This window comes from Parafrankia irregularis, from assembly GCF_001536285.1.
GTDB classification, from domain to species: domain Bacteria; phylum Actinomycetota; class Actinomycetes; order Frankiales; family Frankiaceae; genus Parafrankia; species Parafrankia irregularis.
In genome coordinates this window covers 1-13,349 of record NZ_FAOZ01000007.1, presented here as the reverse complement: position 1 = coordinate 13,349, position 13,349 = coordinate 1, and the positions used below count along the sequence as shown (strand labels likewise).

The window sequence follows — 13,349 nt, the reverse complement described above, 5'->3', positions numbered from 1 at the left end:
ACATCACTCCGACCCGGCACACCCGGATCCTCGCTGAAAAGAGCACCCAGATCCCAGCCACGATCCACCGGAAAACCCGACACCATATCCCCACCCCGCACCACCACATCCCACAGGTCCGCCGGCGACGACACACCACCCGGGAAACGACACCCCATACCCACGATCGCAATCGGCTCGCGGGCGGAGTCCTCCAGCTCGCGCACCCGCTGGGTCGCCGACCGAAGCTCGGTGGTCGCCTGCTTCAGGAAATGGCGCAGCCGATCCTCGTTCGACACGTCGGACTCCTCCTGGTCTCTGGCGGGGACGAACAGATGGATGGGCGGATCCGGGCTTACGAGATGCCGAACTCCCGGCCGAGGAGGTCGAACATCTCCTCGTCGGTCGCCGCGCCCAGATCCTCGGTGGCCGTGTCAGCGGCGGGTCCGTCGCCTCCGGCCGGTGCCTGGCCGCGCAGGGTACGCAGCATGGCCCGCAGCCGGGTCTCCAGCGCGGCCCGCGCCTGTTCGTCCGGAGAGCCGGCCAGCATGCTCGCCTCCAGGCGGTCGAGGGTGGCGAGAATCGGCTCGGGGCCGCTCGTCCCGAGGCCGCTCTCCTCCGGGCTCAGCAGTGTGAGCAGGTGTCGGGCGAGCGCGTCCGGAGTGGGATGGTCGAAGACGACCACCGCGGGGAGTTGCTCCCCCGTCGCCTGGGCGAGGCGGTTACGTGTCTCCACCGAGGTCAGCGAGTCGAAGCCGAGATCGGTGAAGGCCCGGTCCGCCGGGATGTCCTCGGGCGAGGCATGCCCGAGAACCGCGGCGACCTCGGAGCGCACCAGGCCGAGCAGGAGACGGTGCCGACCGCTCGCCGGCACCGACGCGAGGCGATCCCGCAGCCCGACAGACCGCGGGCTGGCGAGCCCGGCGGAGGGCAGCCCCGCGGACGACAGCCCCGCTGCGAGCAGGTCGTCGGGCCCCTCCCCGGCGATCCGCGAACGACCGTCCCGGCCGCGCGCGGCCGCGGCCCGGGCCGCGGGGATCTCGTCCACGAAACGTGTCGTGCGGTCTGGCGGGAAGGCGGCGACGAAGCGCTCCCAGTCCACGCGCGCCACCACAACGCCGGGCTCGGCACGGCCGACGACCTGCGCCAGCGCTCGCAGCGCCACCTCGGGCGCCAGCGGCGGCAGACCGTGGCGCTCGGTCCGTTCCCGCACCCGCGGGTCGTCGGCCATGCCCGCACCGGCCCAGGGTCCCCAGGCCACCGAGGTCGCGGGCAGGCCCCGGGCACCGCGTCGCTCGGCCAGCGCGTCCAGCCAGGCGTTCGCCCCCGCGTAGGCGCTCTGGCCGGGGTTGCCCCAGATCCCGGCGACGGAGGAGAACAGCACAAAGGCGTCCAGCGGCTGCCCGGCCAGGAGATCGTCGAGGTGGGCGGCACCGGTCGTCTTCGCCGCGACGACCGCGGCCAGCTCCGCCGGTGTCGTCCGTTCCAGCACCGCGCCGTCACCGCTACCGGCCGCGTGGACGACCGCGGTCAGCGGCTGGTCCGCCGGCACCGTCGCGATGATCTCGGCGAGCGCGTCCCGGTCGGTGACGTCGCAGGCGGCCACCGTGACCTCGGCGCCGAGGCGGGTGAGCTCCGCTGCCAGCTCCGCGGCACCGGGTGCGGCCAGGCCCCGCCGGCTGGTGAGCACCAGGCGCCTGGCGCCCTCGGCGGCACACCAGCGGGCGACCTCCGAGCCCAGCGCACCGGTCCCCCCGGTGATCAGAACCGTCCCGCGTGGACGCCACCGGGAGCCATCCGTGACGGCTCCGGGGCCACCCCGGGCGCGCACGATGCGCCGGGCGAACAGGCCCGCCGGGCGCAATGCCACCTGGTCCTCACCGCAGATCCCGGTGAGGACCGCGGCCAGCCCCTCGGCCGCCCTCGGGCCAAGTGCACCCGGCAGGTCGACCAGACCGCCCCAGCGCCCGGGCATCTCCAGCGCGGCGACCCGGCCGAGCCCCCAGACCTGCGCCTGCGCCAGTACCTGCGCCTGGCCCGACGGTGGGTCCCCGGCTCCTGTCGACACCGCGCCACTGGTCGCGCACCACAGCGGGGCGCTCACCCCCACATCACCCAGTGCCTGCAGCAACGCCACGGTGAGCGCCAGACCGGTCGGGAGAACGGGATGCGTCCCAAGCGCAGTGGTGTCCATCGACGCCAGGGACAGCACTCCCCGGATGTCGTCCGGGATCGGCTGGTGCGTTCCGGTCAGTGCGGCGAGGCGGCCGGCGAGCCGCCCGCGGTCGGTGTCGGAGCCGTCCACGGCGAGTCGCACCACCCTGGCGCCGCGCAGCTCCAGCACCTGAGCGCACTCGTCGGCCAGCCGGGCCGCTTCCGGCAGCGGGGGAATCGCCACGATCCAGGTTCCCGAAAGCACCGGCGCGGTGGGGACCGTCACCGGCGTCCAGGCGATCCGGTAGGTGAGGTCGTCCGCGCCGGACCCGGCGGTCTCGTCGGCGAGGCCGCCAGAGTCGGCGGAGTCGGCGATGACAGGGGACGGCGTCAGCCAGTACCGACGCCGTTGGAACGCGTAGGTGGGCAGGTCGACCCGGCGGGCCCGCGTCCCGGCGAAGAACGACGCCCAGTCGATGTCGACGCCATGGACATGCGCCCGGCTCAGCGCCGTCACCAGAGCGTGCTCCTCGGAGCGGTCCGCCCTCAGCGTCGGGATGAACACGGCGTCGCCGTCGGCGGCGCATGCACGCCCCATCGCGGACAGGACACCGGTCGGCCCGAGCTCAAGGAATGTGGTGACGCCCCGCTCACGCAGGCAGGTGACAGCATCACCGAAACGCACCGCGGCACGGGCCTGCCGGACCCAGTAGTCGGCGCCGCACAGCTCGGCGGCCGACACCGACCGGCCGGTCACCGTGGAGACCAGTGCAACGGTCGGTGCCTGGTAGCGCAGGGATTCGGCGACCCTGCGGAACGGCTCCAGCATGCCGTCCATCAGCGGGGAGTGGAACGCGTGGGCGACCCTGAGCCTGCGGGTCCGCCGGCCGGCCCGGTCAGCGAGCACGGCCACCGCGGCCACCGCGGCCACCGTCCCGGAAAGCACGACGGACGTGGGGCCGTTCACCGCGGCCACGTCGATGTCACCGGTCACGTCGACGTCACCGGCCGCCTCGACGTCAGCGGTGCCGATGTCAGAGGCCGCGGCGCCGCGCGGGATGGCGCGCAGCCATGCGCGCACCTCACGTTCGGTCGCCTCGACGGCGAGCATCGCGCCGCCCGGCGCGGCCGCCATCAGCCGCCCCCGCGCGGCCACCAGGGCGCAGGCGTCGGGCAGCGAGAGCACTCCCGCGACGTGCGCGGCGGCGATCTCACCGATGGAGTGCCCTGCGACGACATCCGGTGCGACACCCCAGGCCCGCAGCAGGCCGTACAGCGCCACTTCCAGCGCGAACAGTGCGGGCTGCGTGTTCTCGGTGCGGTCGAGCCGCTCGGGGTCGTCGACCACGTCGTCGAGAGGGCTGTCCAGCAGCGGGTCGAGATGGGCGCGAACCTGGTCGTAGCACTCGGCGAAGACCGGGAACCGCCGGTAGAGCTCACGGCCCATACCGGGCCGCTGCGAGCCCTGGCCGGTGAACAGCAGCGCCGTGCGGCCCGGCGCGCTGACCGTCGCCCGCTCGACCGTCGGCGTGGACTCACCACGGGCGAGCGCCGCCAGCCCGCGGGTCGCGCCGTCGAGGTCGGTGGCCACCACCGCGGCCCGGGACGGCAGCGCGGCACGACCGGTCGCCAGCGAGTAGCCCACATCCACCAGGGGCTGTGCCGTCCCCGGGGCGGTCCCGGTCTCCGGAGCCGGGACGCCGGAGGGCAGGAAGGCCGCCAGCCGGGTGGCCTGGGCGCGCAGTGCGTCCTCGGACCGAGCGGCGACCAGCCAGGGCACGACCGTGGGAGGCACCCCCGCCGCGGCGGCGCCGTCGTGCGGGCTCCCGCCGGCGGCCGGGAGGTCCCGGGCGCCCGACCAGTCCGCGTCAGGGCCGGCCTGCTCCAGGATGACGTGTGCGTTCGTGCCACTGATCCCGAACGACGACACCCCCGCCCGCCGCACCCGACCCACCACCTCAGGCCACGCCACCGACTCCCGCACCACCTCCACACCCCCCACCGACCAATCCACCCGCGACGTCGGCACCCCCACATGCAACGACCCCGCCACCACCCCCCGACGCAACCCCTCCACCACCTTCACCACACCCGCCACACCCGCCGCCGCCTGCGTATGACCAATATTCGACTTCACCGACCCCACCAACAACGGAACCCCCCCGACCGCACCCCACCAAACACCCCCAACAAAGCACCCAACTCAATCGGATCACCCAACCGCGTCCCCGTCCCATGCCCCTCCACCACATCCACCCCATCCGCCGAAACCCCCGCATCCACCAACGCCGCCCGCAACACCCGCTCCTGCGCCACCCCCGACGGCGCCGTCAAACCATTCGACCCACCATCCGAATTCACCGCAGAACCACCCACCACCGCCAACACCCGATGACCCCGCTCCCGCGCCACCGACAACCGCTCCACCACCACAACCCCCACCCCCTCACCCCACCCCGTCCCATCCGCACCCTCACCAAACGCCTTCACCCGACCATCCACCGCCAACCCACCCTGCCGAGAGAACTCGACGAACGTCGTCGGGCTGGCCATCACGGCGACGCCACCGGCCAGCGCGAGGGTGCACTCGCCGGCGCGCAGCGCACGCACCGCCAGGTGCAGCGCCACCAGCGACGACGAACACGCCGTGTCCACCGTCAACGCCGGGCCCTCCAACCCCAGCGTGTACGCGACCCGACCGGAGGCCACACTGGAGGTGGTGCCGCTGATCCGGTACCCCTCGACGCTCTCGGGCGCACCGACCGTCTCGACGCCGTATCCCTGGTAGATCAGCCCGGTGAAGACACCCGTGTCGGTGCCGCGCAACGACGTCGGATCAATCCCCGCATGCTCCAACGCCTCCCACGACACCTCCAACAACAGACGCTGCTGCGGATCCATCGCCAACGCCTCACGCGGAGAAATCCCAAAAAAATCCGCATCGAAATCACCGGCGTCATACAGGAATCCGCCCACACGCACATACGAGCGTCCCGGCCGGCCCGGCACCGGATCGAAGAGCGCCGCCACATCCCATCCGCGGTCGGCAGGAAAACCGGAGACCGCGTCCACGCCTTCCGCCGCCACCCGCCACAGATCCGCCGGCGAGGAAACCCCGCCAGGGAAACGACAGCCCATACCCACGATGACGACCGGGTCGTCATCGGCACCCGCCCGTGCGACACCCGGGCTGGTCACCACGGCCAGGCCGCGAGAGAAATCTCCGGGTGCGGCGGTGGAGACCTGGGTCTCCTCCACCAGCCGTGCGTACAGGAGCTCGGCGACGGCCCGCGGACTCGGGTGGTCGAACACCAGCGTGACGGGCAGGCGCAGCCCGGTCAGCTCCGCCAGCCGGTTGCGCAGCTCCACGGAGGTGAGGGAGTCGAAGCCGATCTCCTTGAACGCCCGGGTGGGCTCGACCGCCTGCGGCGAGCGGTGTCCGAGCACGGCGGCGGACTGTGCCCGGACGAGGTCGACGAGGACGTCGCGCTGCTCGGTCCTGGTCAGCCCGGCGAGGGTGCGGACCAGCCCGGACCTCGCGTCCGTGCCGCCGTCCGTGCCGGCCGCGCCGCCGACCGGGACGGCGCCCGCGCCACCGGTCCCACCGGTGAACGGATGTGTGGCGATCGGGACGAGGCCGCGCGTCATCACCGCGGGCGTGCCCGCCTGTGCCTGGGCGTTCAGGACGTCCTCCGAGAGGCCGATCGGCACCAGTGCCGCGTCCGCGGTACCGGCCACCGCGCGGTCGAACAGGTCCAGCGCTTCGGATGTGGTCAGAGCACGCATGCCCGCCCGGGCCATCCGTCGTAGGTCCGCGTCGCCGAGTCCGGCGGTCAGGCCGCTGCGCAGCTCCCACAGGCCCCACGCCAGCGAGACACCCGGCTGGCCGCGCGCCGCACGCCACTGTGCGAACGCGTCCAGGAACGCGTTCGCCGCGGCGTAACCGCTCTGGCCGGGGCCACCGAACACGCCGGCCGCCGAGGAGAAGAGCACGAAACCGGCGAGGTCGTGGTTCGCGGTCAGCTCGTGCAGGTGCAGCGCGGCGTCGATCTTGGGCCGCAGCACGGCATCGACCCGCTCGCCGGTCTGTGAGACGACGGCGCCGTCGTCGAGGATGCCGGCGGCGTGCACGACCGCGGTCAGCGGACGGTCCGCGGGGACCTCCGCCAGTACAGCGGCGAGTGCCTGGCGGTCGGCCACGTCGCAGGCCGCGACGGTGACGTGCGCGCCGAGCGCGGTGAGATCCGCCACCCATTCGGGGACGGCGCCGCGCCGCCCGGTCAGCAGCAGGTTCCGCATCCCGTGCCGGGTGACGAGGTGCCTGGCAACGAGACCACCGAGAGTTCCGGTTCCGCCGGTGACGAGAACCGTGCCCGCCGGGTCCCAGGGCAGGGTGCGCTCTGTGGTCCCAGCTTCCGCGGCTGCGACTGCGACTGCGGCCGCGGCCGCGACGGCTTCGGCCGGTCCGGGAGCCGGAGCCGGAGCCGGAGCCGGCGGAACCGGCGTCAGCCGCGGGACGAACGCACGTCCGTCGCGCAGGGCTATCTGGTTCTCGTCCTGCGCCCCGGCGGCCGCCAGGGCGGCAGGCACCATGTCCGCGGAGCTGTCGGCATCGTCGAGGTCGAGCAGGACGAACCGGCCGGGATGCTCGGACTGCGCTGATCGGAGGAGCCCCCACACCGCGGCGCCGGCCAGATCCGTGACCTGCCCGGCCACGGGCTCACCGGTCACGGCACCCCGGGTGGCCAGTACCAGCCGGGACCCGGCGAGGCGCTCGTCCGCCAACCAGGCCTGGACCAGCGACAGCGCCCACCGGACCGCCCCCCGGACGGAGGCGGCGTCACCCGTCGTGGGTGGCAGGCGGACGACGGTCCAGTCCGGCGGCGGCTCGCCTGCGGCGAGGGCCGTGGCCGGGGCATCGACGCCGGGCGGCACGGTCACGAGACGGGCCCGGGCCGCCTCCGCCGCACCGGCCGGAACCGCCAACGGCGTCCACGCGACCTGGAACAGTGACTGCCGGGTCGCACTGGCGACGTCCGCGGTGCGGGCCGTGCCGGCTCCCGGCCGGGCACCGTCGTGCAGCCAGTAGCGTTGGCGCTGGAACGCGTACGTGGGCAGGTCGACGCGCCGCCCGCCGGCGACCAGCGGTGCCCAGTCCACGGGCACCCCGTGTACCCACAACTGCGCCGCGCTCGCCACCAGCCGCCGCAGACCGCCCTCCCCGCGGCGCAGCGAGCCGACGGCGAGCGTGCCGTCAGCCCCGGCGGCCTCGGCTGTATGCTCCACGGCGGGGGTCAGGACCGGATGCGCACCGATCTCCACGAACACCCGGTGCTCCGCGTCGAGGAGCCCGCGGACGGCCGCGGCGAACCGTACCGGCGAGCGCAGGTTCTGGAACCAGTACTCGGCGTCCAGCCGCGACGGCCCGGTGTCGGGACCGCCCTCGGCCACCAAGAGGTAGCCCTCGACCGTGGAGTGGAAGGCGATCCGGGGCTGCACCGGACGGATGCCGGCGAGGTCACGCAGCAGGTCCGCCCGCAGCGCCTCGACCGCCGCCGTGTGCGACGCGTAGTCCACCGGGAGCCGCCGGACCCGGACGCCCTCCTCCGACCAGCGGGCCAGCAGCCCGTCCAGGGCCGCCGGCTCGCCTGCGACCACGGTCGCGGACGGGCCGTTCACCGCCGCGACGGCCACCCGGCCGGCCCATTGCTCCAGCTCGGCGGCGACCGAGGCGGCCGGCAGCGCGACCGAGGCCATGGCGCCATGGCCGGCCAACCGCGCCGCGATGGCCCGCCCGCGGACCGCCACCACCCGCGCCGCGTCGTCCAGGGACAACGCCCCCGCCACGCAGGCCGCCGCGATCTCCCCCTGCGAATGTCCGACCACCGCGTCCGGTCGCACGCCCCATGACTCCCACACGGCCGCGAGACCCACCATCACCGCCCACGACACCGGCTGCACCACGTCCACCCGCTCCAGCGGCGGCGCATCCGGGGCGCCGCGCAGGACGTCGAGCACCGACCAGTCCACATAGGGCGCCAGCGCCCCGGCGCATTCGGCGACCCGCCGGGCGAACACCGCCGACGTCTCCAGCAGCTCCGCGCCCATCCCGGCCCACTGGGCGCCCTGCCCGGGGAACACCCACACCACCCGGCCGTCACCGCCGTCCTCGGCGTCGGCCCGCCCCCGCACCACGTCGGGACCGGGCTCGCCGCCGGCCAGCGCACGCAGCGCCGCCACGCGGTCGTCGCCCAGCACCACCGCCCGGTGTTCCAGAGCTGCCCGCCCACGCAGCAGGGACCATCCGACGTCGGCGGGTTCGGCCGTGGTCACGCCGCCGGCCAGGTGCTCGGCCAGCCGGGCCGCCTGCCCGCGCAGCCCGGCCGCAGACCGCGCCGACAGCAGCCACGGCACGGCCTGGGCGTCCACGGACACCGGACCCTCCGGACCCGCCGCCGTCTCGGCGCCGTGCACCGGCCCGGAGCCGGTTCCCCCCGCGGAGCCGGTCTCCGCCTCGGACCCGGCATCGGCGGCGGGGTCGGGGCCGACCGCCGGAGCCTCCTCGAGGATCACATGCGCGTTGGTGCCTGAGACACCGAAGGATGACACGCCCGCCCGGCGCGGCCGATCAGCCCGAGGCCACGCGACCTGCTCCGTAAGCAGCCGGATGTCACCGCTGTCCCAGTCGACCGCCGCCGTCGGCTCGCCCACGTGCAGGGTCCGCGGCAGGGTCTCCTGCCGCAGCGCGAGCACCATCTTGATGACGCCGCCGACGCCCGCGGCCGACTGCGCGTGCCCGATGTTCGACTTCAGCGACCCCAGCCACAGCGGCGCGCCGGGCTGCCGCCCCTGCCCGTAGGTCGCGAGCAGGGCGTCGGCCTCGATCGGGTCGCCGAGGGGGGTTCCGGTGCCGTGGGCCTCCACCGCGTCGATGCTTTCCGGTGCCACCTGCGCGTCGGCCAGCGCCCGGCGGATCACCCGTTCCTGGGAGGGGCCGTTCGGTGCGGTCAGGCCGTTGGAGGCACCGTCGGAGTTCACCGCGCTGCCACGCACCACCGCGAGCACCGGATGCCCCAGCCGGCGCGCGTCGGTGAGCCGCTCGAGCAGCAGGACGCCGGTGCCTTCGGAGAGGCCGAACCCATCGCCGTCCGCGGCGAAGGCCCGGCAGCGCCCGTCCGCGGACAGCGCGCGCTGCCGGCTGTACTCGCTGAACACCAACGGGCTGGACATCACCGCCACGCCCGCGGCCAGGGCGAGTCCACATTCCCCTCCGCGCAGCGCACGCACCGCCAGGTGCAGCGCGACCAGCGACGACGAGCAGGCGGTGTCGACGGTGACCGCCGGCCCCTCCAACCCGAGGACGTAGGCGAGGCGGCCGGACAGCACGCTGCTGGCGGCGCCGGTGCTCAGGTGGCCCTCGACCTCCGCGGGCACCTCGCGCAGCCGGGATACGTAGTCCTGGTAGATGCTGCCGACGAAGACCCCGGTCCCGCTGCCCCGCAGCGTGGACGGGTCGATCCCCGCCCGCTCGACCGCCTCCCAGGTGACCTCCAGCAGCAGCCGCTGCTGCGGGTCCATCGCCAGCGCCTCGCGCGGCGAGATCCCGAAGAAGTCCGCGTCGAAGTCGGCGGCGTCATGCAGGAAGCCCCCGTGGCGGGCGTAGGTCGTGCCAGGACGCACCCCGTCAGGGTCGTAGAGGCCGGCGAGATCCCAGCCCCGGTCGGCCGGCAGCCCGCTGATTCCGTCGCGCCCGGCGGCGACGAGATCCCACAGCTGTTCCGGTGAGCGCACCCCGCCCGGGAACCGGCAGCTCATGCCCACGATCGCGATCGGCTCGTGCGCGGCGGCCTCGAGCTCGCCCAGCCGCCGCCGGGCCCGCCGAAGATCCGTCATGATCTTCTTGACGTAGTCACGGAGCCGGTCTTCGTTGGCGCTGGACATCGGTCTCACTCCCACTGTCAGGCAGATCGCGGCATCAGGCCGATCACGGCGGACGGATCAGAACGCGCCGAGCTCCCGGTCGATCGCCTCCAACATCTCGTCGTCGCTCATCGCGTCGAAGTCGTCGCCGGCCGCGGCCGGATGGCCACCACCGCCCATCCCGCCCGTTCCGGCCGTCGCGGCGCTCGCCGCCGCCGTGCCGGGACGGGTGTCGTTCCATCGCCACAGCAACGTCTGCAGACGCTGGGCGATGACCTGGCCGTCGACCTCGGGGCCGGCGGCGGCCAGCGCGACCTCGAGCCGTTCCAGTTCGGCCAGGGCGTCGTGTTCGCCGTGGCGGCCGGGGTCCAGCTCGCCGCGCAGATACCGGGCAAGTGCGCGTGGCGTCGGCTGGTTGAACACGAGTGCCGCCGGCAGCCGCAGGCCCGTGATGGCGGTCAGCCGGTTGCGGAACTCCACGCCGCTGAGCGAGTCGAAACCGAGGTCCCGGAACGAGCGGTCGCCCGACACCACACCGTTCTCGCCGTGGCCGAGGACCGCGGCCGCCTGGGCACGGACCAGGTCGAGCAGCACCCGGTCCTGCTCCGGTCCGGGCAGGCCAGCCAGCCGCCGGGCGAACGACGACACATCCGGGTGGCCCGCCCCCGGCTGGACGACCACTGCGGTGGGCTGGCCCGGTGCGTCCTGGATCGGCACCTGCCTGACCGGGACGGCCGCCGCCGGCACCGCCGGGGTGGGCTCCGCGGCCGGCGGTGCGGGCGCCGGGCGCAAGGTCAGCAGCGCGTCGGCCACCGGCTGTCCGGTGGCGTCCGCGGCCTCGATGGCGACCTCGTCGGGGCCGGCCGGGGACAGCCGCACCCGCAGTGCCGGGGCGCCGGTCGCGTGCACTCCGACGTTGCTCCAGGAGAAGGGACGCAGCCGGCGCGGCCCCAGCTCCGGGTCGAGGACCAGCGGATGCAGGGCGGCGTCGAGCAGTACCGGGTGCAGCCCGAACCGGCGTGCCTGCGCACCGAGCTGCTCAGGCAGCGCCACCTCGGCGAACAGCTCCGCGCCGCGACGCCACACCGCCCGCACCGCGCGGAACGCCGGCCCGTAGTCCACACCGGAGGCTGCCAGCCGCGGGTAGAGATCGTCGGTCGCGACTGGCCGCGCACCGCCAGGCGGCCATACGGCGAGATCGAACGACGGGCGCGCCGTAGCCCCATGCCCGCCGCCGGCCAGGAGCATGCCTGTCGCGTGCCGGGTCCACCGGCCGCCCGGATCCGCCGCCCGCCGCGGGTCGTCGCCCGTCTCGTCCGGCCCGCCGGGACGGGAGTACACGGCGAACGCACGCTCACCCGCCGGTCCGGGTGGACCGACCGAGATCTGCAGATGGGCACCACCACGGTCGGGAACGACCAGCGGCGTCTGGAGAGTCAGCTCCGCGACCTGGTCGCAGCCCGCCTCCACGCCGGCGCGCACGGCCATCTCCAGGAAGGCGGTAGCCGGCAGCAGCGCGACGCCGGCCACCGTGTGCTCCGCGAGCCAGGGCGTGACGTCGCGCGACAACGTCACGCCGAACAGCAGCCCACCGGTGTCGGCGAGCGGGATCGCGGCGCCCAGCAGAGGATGGCCGGTGCCGGGCCTCTCGGGCGCCTCCATGCCGCCACCGCCACCGCCGCTGCCGGCGGTCGCGGGCGGATCCGGCCAGTAGCGCCGGTGCTCGAACGGGTAGGTGGGCAGGTCGACCAGGCGTCCCCCGGCCACCAGCGGTCCCCAGTCCACCGGCGTACCGTGTGCCCACAGCTGCGCGGCGCCGGTCAGGAGCCTCGCCAGCCCACCCTCACCGCGCCGCAGCGACCCGACGACGAGCGCGTCATCGACCCCGGCCGCCTCGGCCGTCTCCGCCACCGCCGCGGTGAGCACCGGATGCGCGCCGACCTCGAGGAACGTTCGGCACCCGTCCGCCACCAACGCCTCGACGACCGCCCCGAAACGCACCGTCGACCGCAGGTTCCGGTACCAGTACCCGCCGTCCAGCGGCACCGCCGGGTCCACCGGCCGCGCGGTGACCGTCGACCACATGGCCACGGACGCCGGCCGGGCAACCACGGCGGCGAGCTCCTCGGCGAGCCGCTCACGGACGTGCTCCACCTGGGCTGTGTGGGACGCGTAGTCCACCGGCAGCCGCCGGACCCGCACCCCCTCGCGTTCCCAGCCGGCGAGCACCGCGCCCAACGCATCGGGCTCGCCGGCGACGGTGGTCGCCGACGGACCGTTGACCGCCGCCACCTCGACGAGCCCGTCCTGCCCCGCCAGCCGGGCCGCCACCTCCGCCGCGGGCAGCGCCACCGACGCCATGCCGCCCGCACCCGCCAGCACCCGCGCGATCGCCTGCGACCGGACCGCCACCACCCGCGCCGCGTCGTCCAGGGACAACGCCCCCGCCACGCACGCCGCCGCGATCTCGCCCTGTGAATGCCCGACGACCACGTCCGGGAGCACCCCCCACGACTCCCAGAGCGCCGCCAGCCCCACCATGACCGCCCACGAGGTGCACTGCACGACGTCCACCCGTTCCAGCGGCGGCGCGCCCGCGGTGCCCCGCAGTACCTCAACCACCGACCAGTCCAGGAACGGCCGCAACGCCCGATCGCACTGAGCCACCCGCCGCGCGAAGACCGGCGACGACTCCAGCAGCTCCGCGCCCATCCCCGGCCACTGCGCCCCCTGCCCCGGGAACACCCACACCACCCGGTCGTCACCACCGGTGGACCGCCCGGGCACGACGTCCTGGTCGAACTGCCCCTGCGCCAGCGCACGCAGCCCGCGCAGGCGGTCCTCGCCGACGACGACCGCACGGTGCTCCAACGCCGCCCGCCCATGTGCCAGGGACCAGCCCACGTCGCGGACCGACGGTGGATCGGCGGTCTCGCCCAGCTGGGACAGCAGGCGCCGGGCCTGCGCACGCAACGCGGTCTCCGACCGGGCCGAGAGCACCCATGGCACCGTGATGTCCTCGGCATCGGGGTCCACGGCCACGGCCACGGCGTCGGCGTCGGCGTCGGACGAGACCGCGTTCGGAGCCGCGGAACCCACCGGCGTCCGCACCCGCGAGCCCGGGGCCTCTTCGAGGATGACGTGCGCGTTCGTCCCCGACATCCCGAACGACGACACCCCCGCCCGCCGCACCCGACCCCCGGCATCAGGCCACGCCACCGACTCCCGCACCACCTCCACACCCCCCACCGACCAATCCACCCGCGACGTCGGCACCCCCACATGCAACGACCCCG

At 74.6% G+C, this 13,349-nt stretch carries 3 protein-coding genes and 1 pseudogene; all 4 read right to left on the bottom strand.

The genetic code is table 11. The annotated features are described in order from the left end of the window. A partial coding sequence (locus AWX74_RS13100) for a beta-ketoacyl synthase N-terminal-like domain-containing protein (RefSeq protein WP_207550322.1) occupies positions 1-278 on the bottom strand: 278 nt, incomplete at its 3' end. A 56-nt stretch (positions 279-334) separates the two neighbouring features. Then, positions 335-4,135, bottom strand: a complete 3,801-nt coding sequence (locus AWX74_RS13095; protein ID WP_242666239.1) for a type I polyketide synthase — start codon at positions 4,133-4,135, stop codon at positions 335-337. Positions 4,136-4,266: 131 nt separating this feature from the next. Next, positions 4,267-10,074, bottom strand: coding sequence for a type I polyketide synthase (locus AWX74_RS42010; protein WP_091275859.1), 5,808 nt, complete (start codon positions 10,072-10,074; stop codon positions 4,267-4,269). Between the two features lie 57 nt (positions 10,075-10,131). Continuing rightward, positions 10,132-13,344: pseudogene (locus AWX74_RS13085) on the bottom strand (acyltransferase domain-containing protein); the annotation flags it as partial. Positions 13,345-13,349 lie beyond the last annotated feature (5 nt).